The following is a 25,767-nucleotide window of genomic DNA, read 5'->3' on the forward strand; positions in this document are numbered from 1 at the left end:
CACGTGTTTGGTATTGTGATTGTCGCACATGGTGGATTGGCGCAGGAATACCTTGCGGCGATTGAGCATGTGGTTGGCAAACAGTCTGGCGTTCGTGCCATCGGGATCGAGGCCAACCATGACCGTACCGATAAGCAATCCGAGATTTGTGCAGCTGCGAATGCGGTAGATCTGGGCGACGGCGTTGTCGTGGTGACGGATCTATTTGGCGGCTCGCCCTCCAACCTCAGTTTACTTGCGTGCCGTCCTGCTGGCAGGCGGATCATTTATGGCGCCAATCTGCCGATGTTGATCAAGCTTGCAAAGAGCCGACAAATGGAAGTACCCGATGCGGTGCGCGCCGCACTTGAAGCGGGTAAAAAATACATCGACAGCCAAAATGTCAGCGCAGATTAACAAGGCCAACCATGACCCAACTCAAACTAAAGATTGTGAACGAAAAGGGCCTGCATGCCCGCGCGTCGGCTAAGCTGGTTGAGGTCGTCGAAGCGTTTGATGCCCGCGCGGAGGTTTCTAAGGACGGTTTGGGCGCGTCAGGGGATAGCATCATGGGCCTTTTGATGTTGGCAGCATCCAAGGGAACCTTTATTGACGTTGAGACATCTGGCCCTGACGCAGTTGCGCTTTCAGAAGCGCTGACGGCGCTAGTGGCCGACAAATTTGGCGAAGACGCCTAAGCTTTCACCGAAAGGTTTTCCACCTTGGCGGACGAGACGCACCACAAAGACGGGCAGGATTTGAACGCGCCGTCGACAGAGCAGGTCAACCCTATCATATACGACCGCAGCAGCCTGTCCTATGCCTCCACCTTTAAGGACCCGTTGAAATCAGCCATCATTTCCCTGATGGAGTTGTTTACTGGCAAGCTGACGGTTCTGCGCATGGTCCGCAAATTCGAGCAGCGGGGGGCACCGACCGGTCAGGCATTCTGGCGTGCGGCACTGGATACAATGGGGATCGATCTGACGACCCCGCAGTCGCAACTGGACCTGATCCCGAAAGAAGGCCCTGTGATTGTTGTGGCAAACCATCCGCACGGTATGGTGGATGGCATGATTTTTGCGGATCTCATTGGACGGGTCCGACCGGATTACCGCATTTTGACCCGTTCGTTGCTGACGTCCATCGACGAGGTTGCTGGCAGTTACATGATACCAGTGCCCTTCCCGCATGAACCCGACGCACAGCGCAAAGGGGTCGAAATGCGTGCCAATGCGATGGCTCATCTCAAGGCTGGCGGCGTGGTGGCGCTTTTCCCATCTGGTGTTGTGGCAACTTCTGAGACCTGGTTTGGTCCTGCGGTTGAAGCGGAATGGAGTGTCTTTACAGCAAAGATGATCCGCCGCTCTGGTGCTATCGTTGTTCCGATGAAATTTCCGGGCCAAAATAGCCGAGCCTATCAAATCGCCAACAAGTTGAGCCCAATGCTGCGCCAAGGTCTTTTGCTGCATGAGGTTGTGCACAGCTGCAACAAACCTCAGGGTCCGGTTGTGGGCGCGCCCATAACGCTGTCTGAAATCGATGAACATGCTGATGACCCGCGGGCGTTCATGGCTTGGCTCCGGGCACGTACCTTAGCTCTCAAAGACTAATGCCTGCATCTCTGCTGAGTGGTTCTGGGGACTGTCCCAATCACCATCTCAAAACGCATCAGCGCGTTGGGACTGGGAACTCGCCTCGGTAATCATAAAACCCACGCTGTGTTTTGCGGCCCAGCCAGCCTGCTTCGACATATTTGGTCAAAAGCGGACAAGGGCGGTATTTAGTATCTGCCAGCCCATCATGCAGCACGTTCATGATCGCAAGGCAGGTGTCCAAACCAATGAAATCCGCAAGCTCCAGCGGGCCCATCGGGTGGTTTGCGCCAAGCTTCATGGAACTGTCGATGGATTTAACATTTCCGACCCCTTCATACAGGGTATAGACCGCCTCGTTGATCATCGGCATTAGGATGCGGTTGACGATAAAGGCGGGGAAATCTTCGGCCGACGCAGCCGTCTTTTCAAGTTTATCGACCACTGTTTTACAGGCGGCAAACGTCTCTTCGTCCGTGGCTATTCCGCGGATCAGTTCGACCAGTTGCATGACTGGGACAGGGTTCATGAAGTGAAACCCCATGAACTTTTCAGGCCGATCCGTACGGCTTGCCAGGCGCGTTATGGAAATGGACGAGGTGTTTGATGTCAGGATCGTCGTGGGTTTTAAATGAGGAATAAGGTCCTCAAAGATCGCCTGCTTAACCGTCTCACGCTCTGTCGCGGCTTCGATAATCAGGTCGCTCTTGCCCAGATCGATCAATGTCGGGGTTGTTGTGATCCGTGTAAGGGCATCGTTCATGGCTGCTTCGCTGATCTTACCGCGGCTGACTTGCCGGCTCATGTTGCCGCGCATGATCTCAATTGAGGCCGCTAGCGCATCCTCGCTTACATCAGTCAGCATCACATCAAAGCCCGCAAGGGACATCACATGTGCAATGCCATTGCCCATCTGGCCTGCGCCCACGATACCGATTTTCTGGATTTCCATGGCCTGTCCTTTGCTGCTTTGTGGATACCATAGGGCGCTGATGGGAGGGGCCGCAAGGGCGCCAGATCGCTAAAGCTTTGGTTAAATTCACCCCTTAAGCGAATCGCAACGCCGCTGAGAAATATTGGCCATGGGTGAGTTAAAAGGAGTGGCTGTTATGAGCTATGGTGCATTGGGGCCGGGGGCCCTTGATTATCTTCCGTGTCGATATGGCACGTCAAAATTGCTGTTTAGGGGGCCGCGACGCTCCCTTGATAGCCCTTATGTGGCGTTTTTGGGTGGCACAGAGACGTATGGCAAGTTCATCACGCAACCCTTTGCGGACCGGGTTGAAGAAGGGACAGGCATACCATCAGTCAATTTCGGGTGTTTGAATGCGGGCATTGATGTCTTTGCGCATGACCCGTTTGTGATCGGGGCTGCGTCCAAGGCCCGGGTCAGCGTGGTGCAAGTGCTGGGGGCTGCAAATATGACAAATCGATTCTATTCCGTGCACCCGCGCCGCAATGACCGTTTCATTGGGGCGTCAAAACTGCTGAGCACGATCTATAGTGACGTTGATTTTGCAGAGTTTCATTTTACTAAACACATGCTTAATCGTTTGTTGTTGGTGTCGCCGGCACGATTTGAATCGGTTCAAACTGAGCTTCAACAGGCCTGGGTGGCCCGGATGCGGCTCTTGCTGGGCCAAATTGGGAAAAGAACGATTCTGCTGTGGTTCGCTCAACATGCGCCGGGCAATGATCTTGTCCTGAACGAGGATGGGGAGCTTGGGCAAGATCCACTTTTTGTGACGCGTGAAATGATGGATCAATTGGCAGATTGCGCTGCTGAAGTGGTGGAGGTGCCTGCATCTCCAAGCGCCATTGAAGCCGGCAATGAAGGTATGGTTTACGATGAATTGGAAACATCCGCGGCAAGCGAGATGCTGGGTCCGGTTGCGCATCAAGAAGTCGCAGATCGGCTGATCGAGCCAATCAAACGCATGATGTAAATGATAAAGGCCCGCCAACAATGGCGGGCCTTTATCGAATTGAGCGAAGCGCCCGGGGCTGCTGTTACAGTTTTTCGATCAGATCGGGCACTGCTTCGAAAAGGTCGGCAACCAATCCGTAGTCGGCAACCTGAAAGATAGGAGCTTCTTCGTCTTTGTTGATCGCGACGATGATCTTGCTGTCTTTCATGCCAGCAAGGTGCTGGATAGCACCTGAAATGCCGACGGCGACATAAAGATCAGGGGCCACAACCTTGCCCGTCTGGCCAACCTGCCAGTCGTTCGGGGCATAGCCGCTGTCGACGGCAGCGCGCGACGCACCGACGGCAGCGCCCAGCTTGTCTGCCAGCTTTTCGATCAGGGCAAAATCATCTTCAGACCCGACACCGCGACCACCTGAAACGACGACACCCGCCGAAGTCAGTTCTGGACGGTCGCTTGCGGCAACTTTGTCTTCGACCCATTCAGACAAGCCGGGGTCTGCAACGGCACCAATGGTTTCGACGGGAGCCGAGCCGCCGGTTCCAGCCGCATCAAAAGTCGACACACGGAAAGTGATAACTTTCTTGGCGTCTTTCGACTTCACGGTTTGCACCGCGTTGCCCGCGTAAATGGGACGCTCGAACGTGTCCGCATCCACAACACCAGACGCATCAGAAATGATCTGAACGTCGAGCAATGCCGCAACGCGGGGCATCACATTTTTAGCATCTGTCGTCGCCGGTGCAACGATGTGATCATAATCACCCGCCAGCGACACGATGAGTGCAGCAGTCGATTCTGCCATACGGTGACCCAAAGAGGCGTCCTCAGCGACGAGCACCTTGGCCACGCCGTCGATTGTGGCGGCAGCTTCACCGGCTGCAGCAGCAGAGCCGCCTGCAGCCAATACAACTACATCGCCCAATTGCTTTGCCGCTGTTACGGCCTTGGCCGTCGCGTCCATCGCCAATGCGCCATCGGTCACTTCTGCAAGGAGAAGAACAGCCATTATACAGCCCCCACTTCTTTGAGTTTCGCGACCAGCTCATCGACCGAGCCAACCTTGATGCCGGCCGCACGTGTTTCAGGCTCGACAGTTTTTACGATTTCCAAGCGGTTGGAAACATCCACGCCATAATCCTCAGGCGTCTTCTCATCCATCTGCTTTTTCTTGGCCTTCATGATGTTAGGCAACGAGGCATAGCGCGGCTCGTTCAAGCGCAGATCGACGGTTACGATCGTTGGCATGCTGACTTTGATGGTCTGCATTCCGCCGTCAACTTCGCGCGTTACAACCGCATGTTCGCCTTCAATTGCGACTTCAGAAGCAAAGGTGGCTTGGCTCCAACCCAACAGAGCGGACAGCATTTGACCTGTCGCGTTCATGTCGTTGTCGATGGCTTGCTTGCCTGCCAGAACGAGGCCCGGCTTTTCTTCGTCGACGATCGCCTTGAGGATTTTGGCGACGGCCAGCGGCTCAATGTCGTTGTGCACATCGTCGGTCGCAACCACCAGGATCGCGCGGTCTGCACCCATTGCAAGAGCGGTGCGCAGCGTTTCTTGAGATTGCTTTACACCTACGGAGACGGCGATGATTTCATCCGCCTGACCCGCTTCTTTGAGCCGGATCGCCTGTTCGACAGAAATCTCGTCAAACGGGTTCATCGACATTTTAACATTGGCAAGATCAACCCCGGAACCGTCCGCTTTTACACGCACTTTCACATTGTAGTCGATCACGCGTTTGACAGGTACGAGCACCTTCATGAGCGTTCTTCTCCTTAGTTACGACTCAGCACGCGGCTGGCCTTCGTTCATCTTGATGCAAGGTTTAGCGAAGCCAGAGCAGGCGAAACAGGGTAAAATCGGCATATGTGGCATCATGGACGCCGCGTTTTGTGTTTTTTGTGCTTTGCAAAGGGGTTGTCAGACCTCCCGATTGGCACCTGGCACCCAAAGCACGTCATCCTTGCCGCCGTTGTTGGCCACCCGTGCAGCGACGAAAAACCAATCGCTTAGTCGATTGAGATAGCGGACCGTGACCGGGTTTACCTCAGAAAGACCGGAAAGCTCGACCGCTAGGCGTTCGGCCCGGCGTGCGACAGTACGACACACATGCAAGGACGCGGCCAGCTCAGAGCCGCCGGGCAAAATGAAGCTGAGCAAAGGTTCTAACGCCGCATTCATTACGTCAATTTCTTGCTCCAGGCGGTCGACTTGCGAATCCACCAAGCGCAGCGGTGGATATTCCGCCTCGGCGTCTGCAGACAAATCGGGACGGCACAAATCCGCGCCGAGATCAAAAAGGTCATTCTGAATCAGGCTCAAAGCCTTGTCCGTGTCGCCGGTAGCTTTCAGACGAGCAACGCCGACAAAGCAGTTTAGCTCATCGCTGGTCCCGTAGGCCTCGACCCTTGGATCATGTTTTGGAACACGCGCACCATTTCCCAAGGCGGTATCGCCTTTGTCGCCGGTACGGGTATAAATTTTGTTTAGAACAACCATGTTAGCCTGCCTGTTTTTTGAAATAGACGTATGCGAGGATCAGCAGTACGGCGATGAATTGTGCGACAATCCGCATACGCATTAGCTTGTTCGAGTTGCGTTTGTTGAACCCACCGCCCCCTGCAAATCCACCAAGGCCGAGCATCAAAATGATAACGACCGCTGCGATAGCGACAAGGATGAGGGCGAAAAATGGATCAGACATGGGATTTCCTTCTTGCGAAGATGAGATGTAGCGGGGCTTCGCGCTTCAGCAAGCCAAAATCACCGACTCAGCACCCAATCTAGCGCGCGCGTCGGTAAGATGCGGCGCAAAATGCCCATCAAATATGTTGGTATCGTAACATAATAACGGGCCTTTGGGCGTGGCTTTTCCAGCGCTTTGACCAACTTGCGCACAACCGCTTCGGGCGGCAATTCGAATTTGTTGGGTTTGTTTTCGGAATTATAAAGAAGACCAAGAAGCTCGGTTTCGTACTGGGTGGCGCGTGGTGAGGCCGCCCAGTCGATCCAGTGCTCGAAGTTTTTAATCGCATTGCTGCGAAATTTTGTGCCGATCGGCCCAGGTTCAATCAGCACGATCTTGATCGGGGTGTCGCGCATTTCAATCCGCAATGTGTCAGTGAGCCCCTCAATCGCAAATTTCGTTGCATTATAGGCCCCCTTCCAAGGCATCGTAACCAACCCCAGAACCGATGAACACTGAACAATCCGTCCGTGACCTTGCGCGCGCATGATCGGCAAAACAGCCTGTGTCAGGCTGTGCCAACCAAAGAAGTTAGCTTCGAAAATGTCGCGCAGCGCGGCTGTTGGCAGGTCTTCTACAGCGCCGGGTATCGCGTAAGCCCCGTTGTTGAAGACCGCGTCCAATGTTCCGCCCGTGGCCTCCAGCACTTCAGCAAGCGCCGTGATGATGCTGTCTGGGTCGGAATAATCGAGCCGGGGGCTTTCAAAACCCTCCTGCCGCAAAACTGCGCAGTCAAGTTCTTGACGGCACGAAGCGAAAACTCTCCACCCCCGTGCGCGCAGACCGTGCGCTGCCGCGTAACCGATGCCGCTGGAGCAACCGGTGATCAGAATGGAACGTGTCGACATGAAAAAGGCCCCGCGCGATGTGGGGCCCGTGTTGGAGTGTTTTCAACCGTTTGGCAATGAGCCTAGCCGGACGTAAGCAGAAAATCGGCCATCCAGCCTTCGGGGCTGCCATCGACGGGTCGCATCCGGACCCAGCCTGTGCCTGTGTCTTCGATCACTTCGACCGTGTCACCGCGTTCTAGCTTGTTCACGACGCTGTAGTCCGTGCTGGGACCGCCGCGTACATTGACGCGGTTGCCGGACACTTCGCGGATATCTCCGCCCTGACTTATAGCTGTGACTTGAAAGGGATCGGCACCGGCGCCATTTGGCACGATCAGGCTGGGAATGATCAGGCTTGGGATAATCGCAGGCGTATCGGCGCTTGATGTGACGGTTGCGCTTGTCGCTCCGTTTTCGATCTCAGGGGTATCAACCACAGGAGTTTCAGTCAGCGATGTAAGGTTCAGCGCGACGCGGGTCACGGCATCGATTTGATCAGTGGTCGGAACCTCAGCGACGATTTCAGTCGTATCGGTCGCGGTGTCGAGCGGTGAAGCCGCAACGGCAGGTGCTGCGATCACATTCGCCATGCGCACGCTTGCGGGCTCAAAACCAGCGCCTCCGCTCATTTGATAGAATGCAAATAGGAGAAACCCGAAGGTTAAAATAATAAAAGTCTTCATGAAATCACTCCAAACAAGCCACTCGTAAATCAACGCGCAGCACCCCTTAACACTTCAATAGCAAATTCCGATGATTCTTTTGAGGGAAAAGTTAACCTAACTTTCCCCGTCGCCTGTCGGCAACAAACTGAACGCAAAGTTGCAAAGCGGTGCTTGTCGGTCGACGCAGGCTTGGCTACACCACTCCAGATGTCGCAGATTACCGATCCTACGCCTCCGGGCAGCCAAGATGTTTCAGAGCCCCTTCGCCGGGCTTTGGGCGATAGGTATCTGACGTATGCTCTCAGCACGATTATGCACCGCGCGTTGCCAGATGCGCGCGACGGTCTGAAGCCTGTCCACCGGCGTATCCTTTATGCGATGCACCGGCTGCGGTTGAATTCCACGGGTGGTTTTCTGAAATCTGCAAAGATCAGCGGCGACACGATGGGGGATTTCCACCCCCACGGTGACGCAGCGATCTATGATGCGATGGCGCGCCTCGCGCAGGAATTTAACGTTCGTTATCCGTTGGTTGACGGACAGGGGAACTTTGGCAATATCGACGGGGATAACCCTGCCGCATCGCGCTATACCGAAGCGCGCATGACTGCAGTAGCAGAAGCGCTGCTCGAAGGTTTGGCCGAGAACGCCGTTGATTTTCGCGATAACTATGATGGCCGGCTGACCGAACCCGTCGTACTGCCAGCGCAGTTTCCAAACCTTTTGGCCAATGGATCATCTGGGATTGCTGTGGGTATGGCCACAAACATTCCACCTCACAACATCGCAGAGCTTTGTGACGCTTGCATCCATCTGATCAAAACACCGGATGCGCGCGATGACACGTTGCTGAACTATGTGCCCGGTCCCGATTTTCCGACGGGCGGGATTATTGTTGAACCGCCAGAAAATATTGCCACCGCTTACCGCACCGGTAAGGGTGGGTTTCGGTTGCGGTGCCGGTGGGAAGTAGAAGATTTAGGGCGTGGCCAGTGGCAAATCGTCGTCACTGAGATCCCGTATCAGGTCCAAAAGTCCAAACTGATCGAAAAGATCGCCGAGACCATTCAGACTAAGAAAATCCCCATTCTGGGTGATGTGCGTGATGAAAGCGCCGAAGACATCCGCCTCATTCTTGAGCCGCGCTCCAAAAACGTGGACCCCGAAGTTTTGATGGGGATGCTCTACCGCAACTCTGATCTTGAGGTACGGTTTTCGCTCAACATGAACGTGTTGATTGATGGCGTCACGCCCAAGGTCTGCTCGATGAAGGAAGTGCTGCAGGCCTTTTTGGATCACCGACGTGAGGTGCTGCAGCGGCGCTCGCTTTTCCGGATGGAAAAAATCGACCACCGACTTGAGGTGCTCGAAGGGTTCATTGTCGCGTTCCTTAACCTTGACCGCGTGATCGATATTATCCGCTATGACGACGATCCCAAGGCTGCGCTGATGGCGGAGGATTGGAGCAAGGCGCACGTCCGTGCCCGCGATGAGGCCGATTATGTGCCGCCTGCGCCCGGCGGTAGTGAGCTGTCAGAGGTGCAAGCCGAAGCGATTTTGAACATGCGGCTGCGGTCCTTGCGCCGTCTCGAAGAGATGGAGCTGCTGCGCGAACAATCAGCTTTGATGGAAGAGCGCGCCGGCCTTGAGGACCTTCTGGAATCCGATGAGCTGCAGTGGAACAGCATCACCGATCAGCTGCGCGCAACCAAAAAACAGTTTGGCAAAGACTGGGTGATTGACAGCGTTGATTGCGGCGCGCGCCGCACCACATTTGCCGAAGCGGGCGAAGTCGAAGACGTGCCAATCGAGGCGATGATCGACCGTGAGCCCATTACGGTTGTCTGCTCCGAGATGGGTTGGATCCGAGCGATGACCGGGCATATTGATCTCAACCGCGAGCTCAAGTTCAAAGACGGTGATGGCCCGAGCTTTATTTTCCACGCGGAAACAACGGACCGTCTGTTGGTGTTTGGCTCGAACGGCCGGTTCTATACAATTTCTGCAGTGAATTTGCCCGGTGGTCGCGGAATGGGCGAGCCTTTGCGTTTGATCGTGGATCTGCCCAACGAGGCGCAAATTATCGCTTTGTTTATTCACGATCCGGCGCGCAAGTTACTGGTAGCCTCCAGCGCGGGCGATGGATTTATCGTGCCAGAGGCAGAAGTTGCCGCGCAAACCCGCAGCGGCAAACAGGCATTGAACGTGCGCGGCGATGTGCGTGCGATGATCTGTTCCGCTGTGAAGGGCGATCACGTAGCGGTCGTTGGCGAAAACCGAAAAGTGTTGGTTTTCCCGCTCGATGAATTGCCGCAGATGGGCCGCGGCAAGGGCGTACGTTTGCAAAAATACAAGGACGGCGGGCTGTCGGATGCGACAACCTTTGTGCTCGAAGAGGGGCTGAGTTGGCTCGATCCGGCAGGCCGAACTCGGACCGAAACTGCTTTGCAGGAATGGACCGCCAAACGAGCAACGGCGGGACGTATGGCCCCGCGTGGCTTCCCCCGTGACAACCGGTTTAACTGATCCCACGGGCCAGATGGCTCCGCCGCCTGTCCCTGCGCAGGGCCTTGACGTGTGGTTCGTCGGGACACGTTCTGCGCTCTTTGGACTGGCACTAAAAACTGGTTTTTGGACTGTGTTGACGCTGGGATTCTACCGCTTTTGGATGAAAACACGGTTGCGGCGCTGGTATTGGTCGTCGATCCGGCCGGGCGGGCATCCGATGGAGTATGTGGGCGATCCGTTGGAAAAATTGCTCGGCTTTTTTATCGCAGTGGTGATCCTGACCTTCTACATCGGCATCGTAAATCTGGTCCTGATGTTTGTCAGCTTTTCGGTTTTTAACAGTTCGTGGGTTGGATATTTCGCTAGTTTTCTTGGCATTATCCCACTGTGGTTTTACGCCAGCTACCGAGCAAGGCGTTATGTTCTGGGGCGGACACGTTGGCGCGGAGTGCGTTTTGGGCTTGAGCCGGGCGCTTGGGGTTTTGCCCTGCGCGCTCTTATGCACTGGGCGATTACGATCGTCAGTTTGGGCATTTTATGGCCACGTATGACGTTTTCGCTTGAGAAATACCGAACCGACCGGACTTATTTTGGTTCAGCGAAGCTGCATCAGGGTGGGCGTTGGCCGATGCTATACCGTGCAGCGATCCCGTTTGCTGTGGCATTGGCCGGGATCTTGATTTTGGCACTTTGGGTTTTTTGGGTGGACCCATTGTTGCGCGGCGATGCCGACACATTTGGTGATGTGATCAAGAATATCGACAAGGCAATTGGAGGCGAAGAGCTTCTCTTTTCATGGACGGACCCTTGGCGGTTGTTGTTCTTGGTGCCGTTACTCCCGGTATTGCTGTACGGCGCTTTTCACTACCGATTTTCCGCCAAGCGGATCATGGCAAACCACAAGTCCTCTGATGGCATCCGCTTTGCATCAAAGCTGAGCGCGCCCCGAGTGACTTTGATTTATTCGCTGGGCAACTTCATTGCGTATATGATCCTTTTACTGGGGGTCGGTCTGATTATTGGCGTGGCGTTTGCGCTTCTTGGGCCTGAAACGATGGTGCAGGCGCAGTTAGGTCAGGAAAGTCCATTTGGCGATCTGCCGAAATGGATGTCTTTTGCGATCATCGCAGCACTTTACCTCGCTGTTTTCCTGCTGTGGAATGTGCTGTTGAACGCGTTCGTAACCTATCCTTTGATGCGCCATATGGCTCAGACGACATCCTTGTCGGATGTGGCTGGGCTGATCGCGGTAAGCCAACGTGCGCGGGATGAATTTGCAGAGGCTGAGGGCTTTGCGGAGGCCCTTGATCTGGGGGCTGCAATATGACCCTTCCGCCTAATCTGCCACAACCCGTGCCTGCGCGACCTCTGCTTACCCGTGGTGCGTTCTACTTTGATGGAGACAGCCCCATTGCGCGGCCTGTCAGCCTAGAGGTTGATGAAGGGGCGGGTGCTCTGATTATTCGGTTTTTGCAACATGAGGGGCTTGAGGTTCAGTGGCCTTTGGAAGAAGTGCGCCAAGTCGAAGACGTGGCCGGCACCCAAGAAGCCGTCCTGCGCTGGACCGCTGATCCCTTAGCGCGTCTTCAACTTGGCGATCTTGGCCTGCTTGCGGCTTTTCCGAAGCTAAAGAAATCTGCACCACCTAAAGGCCGCCGGCGTTTGGCGCTATGGGCCTGTGCGGCGGTGGCGGCGGTGGCGTTGCAAATTGGTGTTTTGGTGCCATTGCTGGCCGACCGCTTGGCGACATATATCCCGGCCGAAGGTGAGCGTGCGTTGGGTGAAGCCACGTTCGCACAAATCCGCGAAGCGCTTGCGGGCTCTGGATTAGAACAACTGGCGACCTGCGAAAACCCCGAAGGAGTCGCCGCCCTAAATCAGATGGTTGCGCGCCTTTCTGTGGACATCGATTCGGCGCAACCGATTGAGGTGTTCGTCTTGGATCACCCCATGATCAACGCCTTTGCGTTGCCCGGCGGCTATGTGGTGTTCTTTCGCGGGCTGATAGAAGCCGCCGAAGGCCCTGACGAAGTTGCGGCCGTGATGGCCCATGAATTTGGCCATGTGATCAGCCGCGATCCGACGCGTCACGCGATGCGCTCGGCAGGCTCTATTGGGATCCTTGGACTGTTGTTTGGTGATTTTGCGGGCGGGGCAGCGGTGTTGTTCTTAACTGAAAAGTTGATTTCGGCGCAGTATTCGCAAGGCGCTGAGACGGGCGCAGACCGTTTTGCATATGGCATGCTGGAAGACGCGAACGTGTCGCCCGCGTCCCTTGGTGATATGTTTGAGCGGATGCGTGAGAAACATGGTGATAGCGACGGGGTGACCTCGCATTTTGTCAGTCACCCAACCTTGGCGAAACGGATAGATGCATCCCGAAAGGCCGCGCGCGAGGATGCGCAATATGAGCCGATCCTTTCTGAAGAGGAATGGCAGGCATTCAAGGCCATTTGCGCAGATTAACCCTGGGGCTCAGACCGGTTCAGCGGTTAGCCAAACACCACCATTCGGGCGTAAAGTCAGGATCATGACGGGATCTGGCTCTTTGCCGGGGACGGGGGTGAATTTGAACCGCGAAAGCAGCGTGGCAAGAATGATAACGGCTTCTTGCAGGGCAAATGAAGCACCGATGCATATGCGCGGCCCATCGCCAAACGGCAGATAGGCATAGCGGTCGATAGATTTTCGATCTGCAAACCGCTCGGGCAGGAAAGCATCGGGGTCATCCCACAGCATCGCATGCCGTCCCAGCGCGTAGATGGGGATCATCACGGTGTCACCGGGCAGGATTTCGCGCTCGCACAGGGTGTCTTTTTGCTGCGCGGTGCGGGAGATTATACCAGCCGGCGGATACATCCGGAGCGTTTCGTCCACGATCATGCGGATGAACGGCAGGTCTTTGACATCCTCACCGGTGGCGGCCCGGCCTTGTAAAACAGATTGCGCCTCGGCGCGCGCGCGGTCTTGGGCGTCTTGATCAAAGCCCATCAAATACATTGCCCACGCCAGCGTAAGAGCCGTGGTCTCGTGGCCTGCGACAATAAAAGTCAGCAAGTTGTCGCGCAGTTCAGCGGTGTTCATCTGGCGCTTTGTCTTGGGGTCAACACCCGCGAGCAGCAAGTCGAGCAGGTCCGGCACGCCCTCATGCCCCCGCTCTGCCCGTTCAGTGATGGCTTGATCCGCCATGCCTTTCATTTCTTTGAGGGCCTTACCGGACATCAGGCGTCCGGGGCGCGGCATCCAATCTGGAAACCCAAGAATGTCAAAGAGGCTGATCTTGCCTGCTTCGGCGATGTAATCATCGATGGCTTTGTGGACACTGTCCCTGTCAAAGGTATCGCCGCCTGAGAAGGTCACATCGCCAATGACGTCAAAAGTTGTCGTGACCATCTCGTCGAGCATATTTACGGCACGTGGGCCTGCCTGTGTGATACGCCCGGCGGCGCGTTCAGCCGCACCTGTCATGATCGGAGCGAGGTTTGATACATTGCGGTGCGAAAACACTGGAGCGGCCGCACGCCGCTGCCAGCGCCAATGCGCACCTTCAGCGATGAACAACGAATCGCCAATCGCGGGCTTCAGCAGGTTTTTAGTTACCACCGATTTGGGGTAATTTTCCAATTCATCCAGCAACATGTGCCGGATCGCACCGGGGTCCATGACCATGTGCCAGCGCTTGCCTGTTTTGCCCGAAACCATTGGCTGTTTGACCGCGATTTGCGGAATGATGCTCAGCACATTGCGCCGCGCCATTTGCAGGCTTTTTAAGATGCCCCAAGGTTCAGACACCAGTTTAACGTGGACAGGGAGCGGAGCGGTTTGTGGATCGGGCACGGCAGTCATGGGATGCCTCCTTGAGGGGGTTACCTTCAAGATAGGGCCGCGGCGACCTCTCGCCAATGTGGCATTTGATTGCAGCCACCATTCCCATGCGTTACGCAAGACCAGTTCACGCCTTTGGGGGGCTTTTTGTTATGTTTCGGATGATTTCTGCGCTGATGTGTATTGCGTTCCTTTCGGCCTGTAATGGTGCGAGTGATCTGGGCGATGCGCCTGTCGGACTTGGCGATTTCAACCTTGTGCACAATATCGCCGTAGCTCCGAAGGTAGACAGGGGCCCGGTTATTAGCCGCGCTGCGTCCAAGACCGTCTTGACCAAGGCGTTGACGGACGCCGTAGCAGAGCGTTTTGACCGCTATGATGGCGCGCGTGATTATCATTTTGGCATGTCGATTGAAGCCTATGTCCTGGCCCAGCCCGGTGTCCCGCTGCTTTTTGCACCCAAGTCGATTCTTATCGTTAACCTGACAGTTTGGGATGATGCAAAGAACAAGAAGTTAAACAAAGAGCCATTTCAGATCACGGTGTTCGAATCCTTTGACCAAGGACCTGTTATTGGATCTGGGTATACCCAAACCGCCGAGGAACAGCTCAAGAACCTTAGCCAGAATGCGGCGAAGTCGATTGAGAACTATTTGGTAAAGCAGAACAAATCCCAAGGTTGGTTCAACGGAACGCCTGAACCTGTTGAAACGGCTGCCGTCGCCGAGGAAATCGCAGAGTAATTCTGCTTTCTTAGCCACGCGATTGCCAACTCCTGCTTGATTTTGCCGACCATAACCACTACATCGCCCGCCATATGGATATCAGGGCCCACGACGGGTCCCTGCACACTGGAAGGGCGCCACCATGGCAAAGGAAAAGTTTGAACGTAACAAGCCGCACGTGAACATTGGCACGATTGGCCACGTTGACCACGGCAAGACGACGCTGACAGCGGCGATCACCAAGTATTTTGGTGACTTCCAAGCGTATGACCAAATTGACGGCGCGCCCGAAGAAAAAGCCCGTGGGATCACGATTTCCACAGCGCACGTGGAATATGAGACTGAAGCACGTCACTATGCGCACGTCGATTGCCCCGGCCACGCGGACTACGTCAAGAACATGATCACCGGTGCTGCCCAGATGGACGGCGCGATCTTGGTTGTGAACGCGGCCGACGGTCCAATGCCCCAGACGCGCGAGCACATCCTGCTGGGCCGCCAGGTTGGTATCCCAGAGATGGTTGTCTACATGAACAAGGTGGATCAGGTTGATGACGACGAGCTGCTTGAGCTGGTCGAAATGGAAATCCGTGAACTGCTTAGCAAGTATGAGTACAACGGCGACGACATGCCTGTTGTACCGGGCTCTGCACTTGCAGCCTTGGAAGGCCGCGATCCTGAGATTGGCGAAGAGTCGATCAAAAAGCTGATGGCAGCTGTTGACGAATGGATCCCAACGCCCGAGCGCGCGATTGACCAGCCGTTCTTGTTGCCGGTGGAAGATGTGTTCTCGATCTCTGGCCGTGGTACGGTTGTGACCGGTCGTATTGAGCGTGGCGTGATCAACGTGGGCGACAGCATCGAAATCGTTGGCATCCGCGACACGAAGACAACGACGTGTACTGGTGTTGAAATGTTCCGCAAGTTGCTGGATCGTGGTGAAGCTGGCGATAACGTTGGCGTTTTGTTGCGCGGCATCGACCGTGAAGGTGTTGAACGCGGTCAGGTTCTGTGTAAGCCGAAGTCGGTTATGCCACACACAAAGTTCGAGGCCGAGGCGTATATCTTGACCAAAGATGAAGGTGGCCGTCACACGCCATTCTTTGCGAACTATCGTCCACAGTTCTACTTCCGTACGACGGATGTGACCGGTACCGTGAACCTGCCCGAGGGCACAGAAATGGTCATGCCGGGCGACAACCTGAAGTTCGACGTTGAGCTGATTGCGCCGATCGCTATGGAGCAAGGCCTGCGCTTTGCGATCCGCGAAGGTGGCCGTACGGTTGGTGCCGGCGTGGTATCCAAGATCACTGAGTAGGTGTCGCGGCCCTGACAGGCCGATGCACGAACCTTGAACAATCAAAGGCCTCCCAACAGGGGGGCCTTTGTCATGAAAGGGATGCATTGTCGAAGGCAGGGGCGTAGATAGTTGGTCGGCAGTTGCAGCATGTGATTTTTAGATGAGCAGTTATTGTAGTCCACTAACCTGCGTCCAAATGTGTAGGGCGGTACTTGATATAAGGGCGCGAAAATGTCGGATAAATTGAATTTTCCGTCTCCCGAAACTCGGCATCCGATCAGTTTGCCCGACGGCAAGGTGCATGAGGGGACAGTATTTCTGGCCGCTGTAGTCGTTCATCCGAGGATCGAGGTGGGCGAGTATACATACGCCAGCGCATTTGACGCACCGACGGATTGGGCGGCGCGCCTAGCTCCGTATCTTTTCGACTTTTCACCAGAGCGCTTAATTATCGGAAAGTTCTGCCAGATTGCCGACGGGGTGCGATTTATCACATCGTCGGCCAATCATCGTTATGATGGGATTTCCAGTTTTCCATTTGCCATATTCGATGGTGCGCGGGACGGCAGACCCTCAATGCCAGATGCCGGGCCAGACACCGTCATTGGAAATGACGTTTGGATCGGCCAAGCGGCTGTGATTTTACCGGGGACACACATTGGTGATGGCGTGATTGTCGGGGCGGGGGCTGTCGTTTCAGGACAAATTGCCCCCTATACGATCGTTGCAGGCAACCCCACACGCACCATCAGGTCAAGGTTTGCCAACTCGGATGTTCAGAAACTCGTCGAGATCGCTTGGTGGGACTGGTCAATTGAGCAGATCATCGCTTCTGAGGCTGAAATTTCAGGTGGTGATGTCGACGCGCTCGCCGATATCGCCGCAGGGAACTAGGTCGCTCTTTCGTTCAGACCACAGGACGCTGCGATCTTTGTCATGTGGCGCTCGCAGTCATAGATCTGATCGAACTGCTTTCGCGAATTACCGTCTTTCTTCAGACCCTGAAGATCGGCAGACGCAACTGTGGTGCCGTAGCCCGCGAATGCGTAGTGGAACATGCGCTGGCGCCGACGGAATATGACTGCATCGCGCAATTCGTCGCTGTAGTTTTCGAAAATGTTGCAGTCCTCGTGTGATGCCTCTTGATCCGCCGGACGAATGCGACTAGGCCGACACGCGGCATAGGGGTTTAGCTCAGTTGGTAGAGCATCGGTCTCCAAAACCGAGGGTCAAGAGTTCGAGTCTCTTAGCCCCTGCCAGAATTTACTAATATTAACAAATGTTTGAGCGGGGGTTGGGCCTGGACGGCTTCACTTCGCTTGATCGTGGGGGACGTATGGGGGACAATATCAATCGGTATGTGCAATCCTTAACCCCCCGCTTTCTCAAATTGACTGCCGTTTCAATGGATCATGTGGTTCGACACATAGGCCGTTGCAGTCAGAGCAGCTTCGCTGCGTTCTCCGACAATCCGTCACGCTTACCGCGATAGATATAGTCTAAATCTATGCCGTAAATGTCGCACAGCTTCATGGCTTCATCTACGGAGATCCTACGCAAGCCATTTTCCCAATTGCTGCACTGGGTCTGCGCGATGCTGTGCATGGCGCACCATTCTTGCTGGTTCATATTGCCAAAGGCTCTGCGCAGGCCACGCAGGCGATTTCCTATTTCCTTATAGTCTGGTCGTTTTTCATCCATAATTACTTAAACTCCCGCTTTCTCAAATTGACTGCCGTTTCAATGGATCACGTGGTTCGACACATAGGCCGTTGCAGTCAGAGCAGCTTCGCCGCGTTTGCTGACAATCCATCACGCTTACCGCGATAGATATAGTCTAAATCTATGCCGTAAATGTCGCATAGCTTCATTGCTTCATCTATGCTGATCCGGCGGAGCCCACTTTCCCAGTTATTGTATTGGCTGGTCGAGAAATTGTGCATATCGCACCAATCTTTCTGACTCGTACCGCCGAACGCGAGGCGGATAGCGCGGATTCGCGCACCTATATTGGTATACACCGAGTCCTCGATCACCCGACTTTTGGATTGACGGACTAAGCAAATGAGATTCAGATGTTTGTATGATCCGTCCGAACTTCCTCACTGCGTCAGATCGCCTTGAACTTTTGTCGTGCGTGCAACGCCAACGCGAAGATCACGGGGTCGCGCGGCGTGCGAATGCGCTTTTGCTGCTCGATGAGGGGATGTCATGTGCCCAAATCGCAAAAGTTTTATTTCTGGACGACGACACGGTGCGCGGCTGGCACAAGCAATATCTGGCTGAAAACTGGGATGCCGTCGCCTACGATGGTTGGAAAGGTGGGCAGTCACGGATGACGACGGCTCAAGAAGGGAATTTGTGCGCATGGCTTGAGGGACGGTTCTGCCGTTCAACGGTGCAGATCAGAGCCTATGTGAGCTCAAAGTATAACATCCATTATTCTCATTCTGGCTGCATCAAGCTTTTGGCCCGTTTGGGGTTCGAATATCGCAAGCCAAGGGCGCTGCCCCGTGTGGCTGACGTCGAGAAGCAGGCCGCATTCATCGCATTTTATGAAAGCCTACTGAACAACTTGCCTGCCGACGAGGCCGTCTACTTCTCGGATGCCGTTCATCCAGAATATCAAAGTAAGCCCAGCCATGGTTGGGCTCGCAAAGGGTCAAATCCAGCCATTCAAACGACATCTGGGCGCGGCCGCGTGAACATTCACGGTGCTCTGAACCTGGAAACCTTCGACGCACCCTTTGTTGAACCAACCACCGTTGATGGGGTTAGCTCCGTTCAACTTCTCGCCAAGATCGAAGCGAGGAACCCTGACAAACGTATCATTCACGTCATTTGGGACAATGCCCCATACCACAAAGGCCCCGATGTAAGAGCGTTCCTGTCGCGCAAGAAGTGTCGCATTCATCTGATCCAACTTCCGCCCTATTGCCCACATCTCAATCCCATCGAGAGGCTCTGGGCCGTCATGCACAGCCACGTCACCCATAATCGGCACTATCCAACGCAAAAACACTTCGCCAATGCAATCTTGAACTTTATGCGAGAGGTGGTCCCAAAACAGTGGCTCAGCTTTCGAGATCAAGTAACTGACAACTTCCGCATCATCTCACATCAGAACGTTCGGGTTTTGGAGTGAACAGGGTATAAATTCTTTTTTTTCACTCATAATTCCTTAATCCCCCGAAGCATCAAACTGGCAGGCGTATTGCTTGGCAAACGCGGGGCCGCAAGCTAACAACGCGATAGCGGCAATTATTGATTTCATCCGTCACTCTCCCAATCGACTACCTCACCTTGTAGCTGTTCCGCGCTGCCATCAAGGCGGTTTGGGGCGGCTCTGGACCCTTTACGAAATGACACCCCGCATCTGGCCTTCCCAATCTGCGGGTCATAACCTGCGTCGGCATTTCGGAGACAGATCACTTGAAACAAGTTCTTAGGTCAGCGGCCCTTGCAGTAGTTCTTAGCGCAGTCGGCCTTGCAGTAGTTTTAGCGTTTAGCAGACAACCCACTTTGGCGCAGGATTTCCAAAAGGGGCTTGATGCCGCCAGATCAGGAGATTTTGAAACGGCTCTTCAAGAACTGCGACCCTTGGCGGAACAGGGTTACCCACCCGCGCAATACAATATCGGTGTGTTGTACTACGATGGCAATGGCGTTCCGCAGGACTTTGCCGAGGCGGAGAAGTGGCTTCGCCTAGCAGCGGAACAGGGATACGTATCCGCGCAATACAATCTTGGTCTGATGTACGACAAGGGCGATGGTGTTCCGCAGGACATTGCTGAGGCTGTGAAGTGGCTTCGCCTAGCAGCGGAACAGGGTAACGCAGAGTCGCAAATGCATCTCGGTTTGATGTACGTCTGGGGCGATGGCGTAATTCAAGATAATGTTTACGCGCACATGTGGTGGGATATTTCAGCCTCGCTTGGATATGAAGATGCCAAGGGAAATAGAGATATTGTCGCGAAAAGAATGACGGATGATGAAATTGCACAGGCACAGCAACTGGCCCGGGAATGCGTGGCTAAGGACTATAAGGGCTGCTGAGATTTAGGGTCTGGACCCATAAAATTCCAAACCACCGAATGTCGTCATAGCGGACATTGAGGCGTACCGCAGCGAAGGTCCGCAAGGAGCCCACACTGTGAATTCGGGATTCTCGCTGCGTGCGCCCGCAGCACAAAAATTGCGGCGGGAGCGAAAAATTCGATGCTGCCTTGCAGCGGGTGATGCGGCCATTCGTACAGGTCGCGGCATAGATCAGATGCCGGTTACACATCGCGGACTTTTCTGCCGTTCGAGATATTTTGGCAGATGTGCTATTGGGAGCAATGGTTGAGCTAATTGACACGACACCCATTGAAGTGAACGGCACCAGATTGGCCGTGGTGGAAAATGGCAGTGGCCCACCGATCATATTTGTCCACGGTGGTGTGTCCGACTTACGAAGCTGGACCAATCAGATACCCGCGTTCACGAATGGTTACCGCACCATTTGTTACAGCCGCCGCTATCACAAACCCAACACACCAATCCCGAGCGACGCGCCAGATCCGATCCAAACGCATGTGGACGATCTAGCGACTCTCATTGAACAACTTGGAGCGGAACCGGCACATATAGTCGGCCATTCATGGGGAGGGCTAATCGCGCTCATGCTTGCGTCGCAGAAGCCAGCACAGTGTAAGAGCCTGACACTGATCGAAGCACCGAGCGTATCTGTCCACCTCCAAATTCCGCCGAAACCCCTGCCATTGCTGAGACTTATTCTGCCGAAGCCCAGACTTGGCCTGTCGATCGCGAAACTGGGAGCAGGTGCACTCGCACCGGCGGAAAAGGCATTTCGAAAGGGAGATGACAAAGCCGCCATCTCATACTTTGGCCGAGGCGTGTTGGGGGCCAAAGCCTTTGAAGCCCTGTCCGAAGAGCGCTATCAGCAGGTTTGGGACAACCGAGGGACGGACAGAGCGCAGGCTCTGTATCAAGGATTTCCGGATTTACGGGAGGCACCACTTTCGAACGTCAGAATGCCTGTCCTGTTGTTGAGCGGAGGATTAAGCCCAGCAGTCTTCCGGCGGCTAAACGAAGCCTTGGCTGGCATTCTTCCCAATGCGACACACCGGGTGATCCCGAAGGCTTCGCATATTGTTCACGAGGATGCCCCGGAAGCACTCAACTCTGAGCTATTACGGTTCCTCCAAGCGTGATGTTGGGCTCAGAGCCGCCTGATGCCAGTGCGGCGTCATCGAAGATAAAGGCGGTCGCGAACCAGCTGTTTGCCCAGGGGACTACGCAACTGAGATTTAACTGTTTTTGCCGATGAGCCGACATCCCTTTATCGATAGCTTGTCTTGAGGCAACGCGCGGCGAAATCTGACTGCGAGCCCGGAGCAGGCTTTGGTTTTGCGGCCACTGATGTCGGGAAATAGCCCCATAGCATTCGAACGAAAGGCCGCCCAACATGCGCTCAGAAATTAGAACTTTTTCACCGCATGTCCCTTTTCAGTCACGAGTAACACCGAGTGCTTTCAATGCCGCTCGCGGTTCTTGAGCTAGAGGTGAAATTTTCAACGCTTTGCGATAATCAGAAATCGCATCGTCTCGATTGCCCTTTGCCTGGTGAGCAACGCCACGCCAGAAATAGGCCGGTCCGTCGCTCGGGTCTATTCGGATCGCTGAATCGAAGTCCTCAATCGCGGCGTCCAACTTACCAATTTGTGTAAGGAGACGACCGCGATTGAGGTATGCCAATCCATAGTCCGATCGAAGACTTATGGCGACACTGTAACTCGCTATGGCTTTTTCAGTTTGCCCTTTGATATAGTAAGTTATTCCGCGCTCCAAATGGGCTCGTGAATTTTTTCGGTCTAAGCGAATAGCTTCATCGTAGTCGGCGAGGGCGTTGTCGTGTAACCCAAGCAATTCATGGGCAACGCCTCGATTGGTGTGGAGACGACTGAGATCGCTGTCGCTCGTGGAATAGTTCATCAAATTTGTGCAGGATTTGACGGCAGACTGGGGACGGCTCTGATTGCTTCATGCCAACATATCTCGCGTGCCAAAATAGGTGAACCCGCCAATTGCTACCAATACTACTGTGGCAATAAAGTCGATCCGACGCTTTCGCGTTTCTTGGTATCGATCCACAGGCTCAACGGTGGGCTCGATCGTGACGTTACCAGGACACCGCAGGCACCGCACAAGGGCAGCTCCCGTGATGGCTCCAAAACAGAACATTGAAACGAAAACAATCGCCGTGTTTGGGCCCAAAAAAAGATCTAGAAAGACAAAGACTATCATGCTTCCCACGCCGCCGAAGATGTTGGCGAATATCCATAGTTTGGCGCGAACCGCAAATTTCCTTAGCACAATCCATTGTCCGAGACCCAGAGCCAAGCCCATAGACAAGCCACCCACAGCATTGCCAAAAAGATATCCAAAAAACGTACCCGCTTGACTAGGGGAACGAATCCCGGGAGCGCCCATCGGCACCCCATCCAAAAAGTCCTGTATTATCCCACCGCCCACGGCACCGACCATTGTGCCGATAGTCAAGGACAGGTAGGTCACAAGAATCCATTGCCATGGTCGACTAACCCAGCGTCTGAGCAATATCCATTGCAACGCCCCCAACAACGCAGGAACGCCCCAAGCCAAGACTGTGTTGAAAGCGCCGACGTTGCCAATATACATGCAAATGGCGGTTACAAGGGTCCAAGATACCCAAAGACCCATTCGGGTCTCAAGTTGCTTCGTGAAGTTCGGTTGAGCATCCATAGCAATAGCCCTTCTTCGCCTGATACTTTGACATAGGCAATTCAGCACATTACTGGTCTTGCAACTATAATACAGGTCAATCCGTGCATACAGGTCAATCCGTGTAGCGCATCTGTAGACGCTCGACACTTACTTCAAGTCGAAGACTTCGCGACCACCAAGGACGCAATACAACGGTTTCATGGCCTGCCATAGGGTTCCTCGCACAAAGGTCCGCAAAGTCCGCTTCTTACCAGTTCATGTGCCGCGCAGCGAACGGCGGTTCATCCCAGACCAGCCGTTCGTGGTCAGCGCAGCTTATGACCGCTGAGAGCCCAGAGTGAGCGTTCCAAGTTCGCCGCTTTTTACTCGCCGGGCGTGTAAACCATTCCAATAAGCGGGTTGCTAAGTGCAATCGGCCAAATGATCAGATTTATCTCTGAGCATCATGTTGATCCAGAAATTCTAATCCCGACGTCGGGCAGGATGCCAGATCCACATCACTGCCGCGAGGACAATTGTCAGCGGGATGTCGGCCCACAGATGGGCATGTTCGTTCGGATAAATTAAGGCCTGCGGTATCATCACGATGCAGTGCAGCAGATTGGCGAGAATGCCCCAGTCGAACAGTGCGATATTTCGAAGAGGATCGGCCGCCCCACGGACCAGCAAAACGGCCCAGGCCGCATAGAGGGCGACCAGCATGAATACGTAAGGGTGCAGCCCGTCATAGGGTGAGAAGGGGTGCGCTGGGCCGATCTGCAGAGCATCGGGAAGTACCCCCCAGACAAATCCAGGCGAGTATCCGACGAACCCAAGAATCAAGCCGGGTACCAGGGCCCAGCCGACGACCCGCATCGCCATAGACGATTTCCGAAGTTGCTCGTCTTGAGCGCTGCTCATTTTCAGTTTCCTATCCAAACAGGATTAGGGCGTGTACCAGATCGGGCTTGTATAGGCGCGGTCCTGCACCGTCATCGGCACTTCACTAGGCATCGTAATCCCAAACCGCTTCGCGTCGTAGGCCGTCCAGCGCGGCGTGGGGATCTCAATGACGCGCACGTAGTAGAAGGCGCTCTGGCTCGGGTCGAAATCTGGGTCCGTCCAGTGGGCCATAAACATGGCTTCACCGATCGAGTTGGTGTAGCTTGCATCGGCGACGTCAACGGTGCTGCCGACGGCTCTATTGCAACGGCGATTCTCAATGGATCGATTGTCGGAACAGGCGACGTCGTAGATCCGTTCTTCCGTGCTGCCATCGGCATTGAGCCAGCCCTTGATGATCTGGATTCGGTCTAAATTGGCGCCATCGGGATCGCGCAAAGCGCGGATCATTAGAGAAGGTGCTTTGCCTTCAGGTGCGCTTGTCAAGTCCCCTCCCATCGGCACGCCACGAGCGTAGCCTTGCCCGGCAAAATCGGGTCGCTGGACTTCATCGGGCTGGAAATCCCAGCCGCCGAAAATCCGCACCGTCAGGCGGGTACCGGTGCTGGCGTAGACCTCTTTGCGAGCCATAGCATCGAAAATCTCTTCACGCGTGTTTTCTCTCGCCCACACTGCGACCAGTCCCGACGCGACCAGCTGCCAGTCGTAGACAAGCACCTCGCCTGTTGTGGCGTTCTTAACGAACACACCTTTATACCTGTCTGGCGAGGGGTCCTCACTAGGGAGCTTACCAAAGTAATTTTCCTCGCGCGTGGTGGTCATGCTGACATGGTTATCGGTGCTGCCGATCATCCCGAACTTGAAGGGATTGACCCCAAGCTTGTCCTCCAGCCGGATCCCATTCTTCAGTGTCGACCGGGCGTATTCGTACTGCAGCATCCAGTCTTCCTTGGGGTTCCCAAAGGAATCGCCAAAGTCCCAGGTCCCGTAGTCCGCGAACTCGTCGTTGGGCGACAGGAAGGGGTGCGCCTCGCCGTCGCCCTTCTCCTGAGTGGCCTCCATCAGGGGTTCCCAGCGCGCGCGCCGCTCGGCATAGTCCGCAGTCATATCGCTGCCCTTGACGACCTCCGCGTACATCTGGCCGTTGCTGATATTGCCGTTGTGGGGGATTGCCAGGATCTGGCCACCGGTATTCTCTTCGTATGCAGCCATGAACTCCCAAAGCTTCTCGGGATCACCGCTATCGAAGGCGCTGAACGGAACGATCTGCTTTACGCGATCAGGCCCGTCGCGAAAGATCACGACCCGGTGCAGGTTGGCACCCGCCGGGCCAGAGCCGTCTTTCCCATTGCTGACCGTGGACCATTCGTATCCGTTGAGTGCGGTAAAGGTGCCGGGCTGGTTGTATCTTGAGGCAATGTCCACAACGTCTTCCCAGACGGTCCGGGTAACCTTGGGGTCAGCGAAGCGTGGCACGCCGGACGTGAAATCCTTCTGCATGGAAACAACGGCTTGCCAGGCCTCCTGCGGGCTACCGTTCATCTTTGCGTACCACTCCTTACCGACGTCGGTTGCCAGCAGCGTGGGGTCTGCCTCGTTGAGCAACTTGGCAATGCCAAGGTATTCCGCGTGATCGGTGACCACCAGAAAGTCCAGCGGCCGGACCAGCTGCACCCGCAAGCCTGAGTTGGACGTGACCTCCTCGCCCCGGGCCAAGCGGAAGCTCACGTCTGGGCTGTTGTTATTCCCGATCATGCCGCTGTCCACGGACAACGAGGAATGGTGGTGGGCATCGCCCCAGAGCACCCGCTGCGGGAAGTGCTGATCCACATAGGGCGAATAGGGTTCCGGCTTCTCAACCACTCGTCCCTGATCCAGCGTTCCGGTATCTTGCGCCCCAGCCGCGCCACCCAGCAAAGCGATAAGTAGAGTGCCTGCGCACAGGGGCTTAGAAATAAGCTTGATCGACATATTTGCCTCCTGAAAATCCCAAAGTATCATCCCGTTCAC

The 25,767-nt window shown here is 54.9% G+C and carries 28 protein-coding genes and 1 tRNA gene; 14 read left to right on the forward strand and 15 right to left on the reverse strand.

The annotated features are described in order from the left end of the window. Positions 1–3 precede the first annotated feature (3 nt). Genes C1J03_RS02925 through C1J03_RS02935 form a run of 3 tightly spaced genes read left to right on the forward strand, consistent with a single transcriptional unit; the run spans position 4 to position 1,592 of the window. Positions 4–396, forward strand: coding sequence for a PTS sugar transporter subunit IIA (locus tag C1J03_RS02925; protein ID WP_114883501.1), 393 nt, complete (start codon positions 4–6; stop codon positions 394–396). Between the two features lie 11 nt (positions 397–407). Beyond that, on the forward strand, positions 408–677 hold the full coding sequence (locus C1J03_RS02930) for an HPr family phosphocarrier protein (protein WP_114883503.1): 270 nt from the start codon (positions 408–410) through the stop codon (positions 675–677). Positions 678–737: 60 nt separating this feature from the next. Then, positions 738–1,592, forward strand: coding sequence for a lysophospholipid acyltransferase family protein (locus C1J03_RS02935; RefSeq protein WP_114888814.1), 855 nt, complete (start codon positions 738–740; stop codon positions 1,590–1,592). Positions 1,593–1,650: 58 nt separating this feature from the next. Here the strand turns inward: C1J03_RS02935 and C1J03_RS02940 are convergent, their stop codons facing one another. After that, positions 1,651–2,526 carry a 3-hydroxybutyryl-CoA dehydrogenase gene (locus tag C1J03_RS02940; RefSeq protein WP_114883505.1) on the reverse strand — a complete coding sequence of 292 codons (876 nt, stop codon included), beginning with the start codon at positions 2,524–2,526 and terminating at the stop codon, positions 1,651–1,653. A gap of 157 nt (positions 2,527–2,683) precedes the next feature. Between C1J03_RS02940 and C1J03_RS02945 the strand changes: the two genes are divergently transcribed. Next, positions 2,684–3,520, forward strand: coding sequence for a DUF6473 family protein (locus tag C1J03_RS02945; protein ID WP_114883507.1), 837 nt, complete (start codon positions 2,684–2,686; stop codon positions 3,518–3,520). Between the two features lie 64 nt (positions 3,521–3,584). On the opposite strand, the gene C1J03_RS02950 is transcribed toward C1J03_RS02945, so the two are convergent. The 6 genes from C1J03_RS02950 to C1J03_RS02975 form a co-directional block, all read right to left on the reverse strand. Then, positions 3,585–4,511, reverse strand: coding sequence for an electron transfer flavoprotein subunit alpha/FixB family protein (locus tag C1J03_RS02950; RefSeq protein ID WP_114883509.1), 927 nt, complete (start codon positions 4,509–4,511; stop codon positions 3,585–3,587). Then, positions 4,511–5,269 carry an electron transfer flavoprotein subunit beta/FixA family protein gene (locus tag C1J03_RS02955; RefSeq protein ID WP_114883511.1) on the reverse strand — a complete coding sequence of 253 codons (759 nt, stop codon included), beginning with the start codon at positions 5,267–5,269 and terminating at the stop codon, positions 4,511–4,513. The genes C1J03_RS02950 and C1J03_RS02955 overlap by 1 nt, the downstream gene beginning before the upstream one ends. Positions 5,270–5,428: 159 nt before the next feature. Next, positions 5,429–6,007 carry a cob(I)yrinic acid a,c-diamide adenosyltransferase gene (locus tag C1J03_RS02960; protein ID WP_114883513.1) on the reverse strand — a complete coding sequence of 193 codons (579 nt, stop codon included), beginning with the start codon at positions 6,005–6,007 and terminating at the stop codon, positions 5,429–5,431. A 1-nt stretch (position 6,008) separates the two neighbouring features. Then, the gene (locus C1J03_RS02965) at positions 6,009–6,212 is read right to left on the reverse strand and encodes a twin transmembrane helix small protein (protein ID WP_114883515.1); all 204 of its coding nucleotides are present in this window, start codon (positions 6,210–6,212) and stop codon (positions 6,009–6,011) included. 59 nt (positions 6,213–6,271) lie between these two features. Beyond that, positions 6,272–7,102, reverse strand: a complete 831-nt coding sequence (locus C1J03_RS02970; RefSeq protein WP_114883517.1) for an SDR family NAD(P)-dependent oxidoreductase — start codon at positions 7,100–7,102, stop codon at positions 6,272–6,274. A gap of 62 nt (positions 7,103–7,164) precedes the next feature. Further along, complete coding sequence (locus C1J03_RS02975; RefSeq protein ID WP_114883519.1) at positions 7,165–7,767, reverse strand: SH3 domain-containing protein; 603 nt, start codon at positions 7,765–7,767, stop codon at positions 7,165–7,167. A 189-nt stretch (positions 7,768–7,956) separates the two neighbouring features. Between C1J03_RS02975 and parC the strand changes: the two genes are divergently transcribed. The 3 genes from parC to C1J03_RS02990 are packed head-to-tail and all read left to right on the forward strand — an operon-like array spanning position 7,957 to position 12,723. Continuing rightward, positions 7,957–10,275: a DNA topoisomerase IV subunit A gene (gene parC, locus C1J03_RS02980; protein ID WP_114883521.1), complete on the forward strand. Its 2,319-nt coding sequence runs from the start codon at positions 7,957–7,959 to the stop codon at positions 10,273–10,275. A 13-nt stretch (positions 10,276–10,288) separates the two neighbouring features. After that, positions 10,289–11,584, forward strand: coding sequence for a DUF898 family protein (locus C1J03_RS02985; protein ID WP_114883523.1), 1,296 nt, complete (start codon positions 10,289–10,291; stop codon positions 11,582–11,584). Continuing rightward, positions 11,581–12,723, forward strand: coding sequence for a M48 family metallopeptidase (locus tag C1J03_RS02990; protein ID WP_114883525.1), 1,143 nt, complete (start codon positions 11,581–11,583; stop codon positions 12,721–12,723). The genes C1J03_RS02985 and C1J03_RS02990 overlap by 4 nt, the downstream gene beginning before the upstream one ends. Positions 12,724–12,732: 9 nt before the next feature. On the opposite strand, the gene C1J03_RS02995 is transcribed toward C1J03_RS02990, so the two are convergent. After that, a complete protein-coding gene (locus tag C1J03_RS02995) occupies positions 12,733–14,103 on the reverse strand; it encodes a cytochrome P450 (RefSeq protein ID WP_114883527.1) in 1,371 nt (456 codons plus the stop codon). Positions 14,104–14,234: 131 nt separating this feature from the next. Here C1J03_RS02995 and C1J03_RS03000 point away from each other — a divergent pair, with 131 nt between their 5' ends. The 3 genes from C1J03_RS03000 to C1J03_RS03010 all read left to right on the forward strand — a co-directional run bounded on the left by C1J03_RS03000 (position 14,235) and on the right by C1J03_RS03010 (position 17,001). Then, entirely contained in the window at positions 14,235–14,825 is a 591-nt protein-coding gene (locus C1J03_RS03000) for a hypothetical protein (protein WP_254694164.1), read from the forward strand. Between the two features lie 124 nt (positions 14,826–14,949). Beyond that, positions 14,950–16,125 carry an elongation factor Tu gene (tuf, locus tag C1J03_RS03005; RefSeq protein ID WP_114883529.1) on the forward strand — a complete coding sequence of 392 codons (1,176 nt, stop codon included), beginning with the start codon at positions 14,950–14,952 and terminating at the stop codon, positions 16,123–16,125. Positions 16,126–16,338: 213 nt separating this feature from the next. After that, positions 16,339–17,001, forward strand: coding sequence for a CatB-related O-acetyltransferase (locus C1J03_RS03010; RefSeq protein ID WP_114883531.1), 663 nt, complete (start codon positions 16,339–16,341; stop codon positions 16,999–17,001). On the opposite strand, the gene C1J03_RS25215 is transcribed toward C1J03_RS03010, so the two are convergent. Next, positions 16,998–17,165, reverse strand: a complete 168-nt coding sequence (locus C1J03_RS25215) for a hypothetical protein (protein ID WP_162798427.1) — start codon at positions 17,163–17,165, stop codon at positions 16,998–17,000. The genes C1J03_RS03010 and C1J03_RS25215 overlap by 4 nt on opposite strands. Positions 17,166–17,290: 125 nt before the next feature. On the opposite strand from C1J03_RS25215, the gene C1J03_RS03020 reads away from it, so the two are divergent. Further along, positions 17,291–17,366 (forward strand) — tRNA-Trp (locus tag C1J03_RS03020). A gap of 181 nt (positions 17,367–17,547) precedes the next feature. On the opposite strand, the gene C1J03_RS03025 is transcribed toward C1J03_RS03020, so the two are convergent. Next, positions 17,548–17,808: a helix-turn-helix domain-containing protein gene (locus tag C1J03_RS03025; protein ID WP_114883536.1), complete on the reverse strand. Its 261-nt coding sequence runs from the start codon at positions 17,806–17,808 to the stop codon at positions 17,548–17,550. Between the two features lie 77 nt (positions 17,809–17,885). Then, positions 17,886–18,143 (reverse strand): helix-turn-helix domain-containing protein, encoded by a 258-nt coding sequence (locus tag C1J03_RS26030; RefSeq protein WP_368073919.1) that lies wholly within the window; start codon positions 18,141–18,143, stop codon positions 17,886–17,888. A 47-nt stretch (positions 18,144–18,190) separates the two neighbouring features. Here C1J03_RS26030 and C1J03_RS03035 point away from each other — a divergent pair, with 47 nt between their 5' ends. The 3 genes from C1J03_RS03035 (at position 18,191) to C1J03_RS03045 (ending at position 21,323) form a co-directional block, all read left to right on the forward strand. Further along, positions 18,191–19,252, forward strand: a complete 1,062-nt coding sequence (locus C1J03_RS03035; protein ID WP_114883540.1) for an IS630 family transposase — start codon at positions 18,191–18,193, stop codon at positions 19,250–19,252. A 287-nt stretch (positions 19,253–19,539) separates the two neighbouring features. Further along, complete coding sequence (locus tag C1J03_RS03040) at positions 19,540–20,163, forward strand: tetratricopeptide repeat protein (RefSeq protein ID WP_114883542.1); 624 nt, start codon at positions 19,540–19,542, stop codon at positions 20,161–20,163. Positions 20,164–20,447: 284 nt separating this feature from the next. Then, positions 20,448–21,323 carry an alpha/beta fold hydrolase gene (locus tag C1J03_RS03045; protein ID WP_114883544.1) on the forward strand — a complete coding sequence of 292 codons (876 nt, stop codon included), beginning with the start codon at positions 20,448–20,450 and terminating at the stop codon, positions 21,321–21,323. A 295-nt stretch (positions 21,324–21,618) separates the two neighbouring features. Here C1J03_RS03045 and C1J03_RS03050 read toward each other — a convergent pair whose 3' ends face one another. From C1J03_RS03050 to C1J03_RS03065, 4 genes are all read right to left on the reverse strand, one after another. Then, on the reverse strand, positions 21,619–22,104 hold the full coding sequence (locus C1J03_RS03050; RefSeq protein WP_114883546.1) for a tetratricopeptide repeat protein: 486 nt from the start codon (positions 22,102–22,104) through the stop codon (positions 21,619–21,621). A gap of 48 nt (positions 22,105–22,152) precedes the next feature. Further along, the gene (locus tag C1J03_RS03055) at positions 22,153–22,941 is read right to left on the reverse strand and encodes a hypothetical protein (RefSeq protein ID WP_162798429.1); all 789 of its coding nucleotides are present in this window, start codon (positions 22,939–22,941) and stop codon (positions 22,153–22,155) included. Positions 22,942–23,337: 396 nt separating this feature from the next. Beyond that, positions 23,338–23,775: a DUF6632 domain-containing protein gene (locus tag C1J03_RS03060; RefSeq protein ID WP_114883550.1), complete on the reverse strand. Its 438-nt coding sequence runs from the start codon at positions 23,773–23,775 to the stop codon at positions 23,338–23,340. 24 nt (positions 23,776–23,799) lie between these two features. Then, positions 23,800–25,728: a DUF3604 domain-containing protein gene (locus C1J03_RS03065; protein WP_114883552.1), complete on the reverse strand. Its 1,929-nt coding sequence runs from the start codon at positions 25,726–25,728 to the stop codon at positions 23,800–23,802. Between the last annotated feature and the right edge of the window lie 39 nt (positions 25,729–25,767).

The organism is Sulfitobacter sp. SK012 (genome assembly GCF_003352085.1).
GTDB lineage: Bacteria > Pseudomonadota > Alphaproteobacteria > Rhodobacterales > Rhodobacteraceae > Sulfitobacter.

Excerpts from the sequence above, each read along its gene's own strand:
- C1J03_RS02930 (WP_114883503.1), top strand. The coding sequence starts at position 408 with ATGACCCAACTCAAACTAAAGATTGTGAACGAAAAGGGCCTGCATGCC.
- C1J03_RS02940 (WP_114883505.1), bottom strand. The coding sequence starts at position 2,526 with ATGGAAATCCAGAAAATCGGTATCGTGGGCGCAGGCCAGATGGGCAAT.
- C1J03_RS02945 (WP_114883507.1), top strand. The coding sequence starts at position 2,684 with ATGAGCTATGGTGCATTGGGGCCGGGGGCCCTTGATTATCTTCCGTGT.
- C1J03_RS02950 (WP_114883509.1), bottom strand. The coding sequence starts at position 4,511 with ATGGCTGTTCTTCTCCTTGCAGAAGTGACCGATGGCGCATTGGCGATG.
- C1J03_RS02955 (WP_114883511.1), bottom strand. The coding sequence starts at position 5,269 with ATGAAGGTGCTCGTACCTGTCAAACGCGTGATCGACTACAATGTGAAA.
- C1J03_RS02960 (WP_114883513.1), bottom strand. The coding sequence starts at position 6,007 with ATGGTTGTTCTAAACAAAATTTATACCCGTACCGGCGACAAAGGCGAT.
- C1J03_RS02965 (WP_114883515.1), bottom strand. The coding sequence starts at position 6,212 with ATGTCTGATCCATTTTTCGCCCTCATCCTTGTCGCTATCGCAGCGGTC.
- C1J03_RS02970 (WP_114883517.1), bottom strand. The coding sequence starts at position 7,102 with ATGTCGACACGTTCCATTCTGATCACCGGTTGCTCCAGCGGCATCGGT.
- C1J03_RS02975 (WP_114883519.1), bottom strand. The coding sequence starts at position 7,767 with ATGAAGACTTTTATTATTTTAACCTTCGGGTTTCTCCTATTTGCATTC.
- parC (WP_114883521.1), top strand. The coding sequence starts at position 7,957 with ATGTCGCAGATTACCGATCCTACGCCTCCGGGCAGCCAAGATGTTTCA.
- C1J03_RS02985 (WP_114883523.1), top strand. The coding sequence starts at position 10,289 with ATGGCTCCGCCGCCTGTCCCTGCGCAGGGCCTTGACGTGTGGTTCGTC.
- C1J03_RS02990 (WP_114883525.1), top strand. The coding sequence starts at position 11,581 with ATGACCCTTCCGCCTAATCTGCCACAACCCGTGCCTGCGCGACCTCTG.
- C1J03_RS02995 (WP_114883527.1), bottom strand. The coding sequence starts at position 14,103 with ATGACTGCCGTGCCCGATCCACAAACCGCTCCGCTCCCTGTCCACGTT.
- C1J03_RS03000 (WP_254694164.1), top strand. The coding sequence starts at position 14,235 with ATGTTTCGGATGATTTCTGCGCTGATGTGTATTGCGTTCCTTTCGGCC.
- tuf (WP_114883529.1), top strand. The coding sequence starts at position 14,950 with ATGGCAAAGGAAAAGTTTGAACGTAACAAGCCGCACGTGAACATTGGC.
- C1J03_RS03010 (WP_114883531.1), top strand. The coding sequence starts at position 16,339 with ATGTCGGATAAATTGAATTTTCCGTCTCCCGAAACTCGGCATCCGATC.
- C1J03_RS25215 (WP_162798427.1), bottom strand. The coding sequence starts at position 17,165 with ATGTTCCACTACGCATTCGCGGGCTACGGCACCACAGTTGCGTCTGCC.
- C1J03_RS03025 (WP_114883536.1), bottom strand. The coding sequence starts at position 17,808 with ATGGATGAAAAACGACCAGACTATAAGGAAATAGGAAATCGCCTGCGT.
- C1J03_RS03035 (WP_114883540.1), top strand. The coding sequence starts at position 18,191 with ATGATCCGTCCGAACTTCCTCACTGCGTCAGATCGCCTTGAACTTTTG.
- C1J03_RS03045 (WP_114883544.1), top strand. The coding sequence starts at position 20,448 with ATGGTTGAGCTAATTGACACGACACCCATTGAAGTGAACGGCACCAGA.
- C1J03_RS03050 (WP_114883546.1), bottom strand. The coding sequence starts at position 22,104 with ATGAACTATTCCACGAGCGACAGCGATCTCAGTCGTCTCCACACCAAT.
- C1J03_RS03060 (WP_114883550.1), bottom strand. The coding sequence starts at position 23,775 with ATGAGCAGCGCTCAAGACGAGCAACTTCGGAAATCGTCTATGGCGATG.
- C1J03_RS03065 (WP_114883552.1), bottom strand. The coding sequence starts at position 25,728 with ATGTCGATCAAGCTTATTTCTAAGCCCCTGTGCGCAGGCACTCTACTT.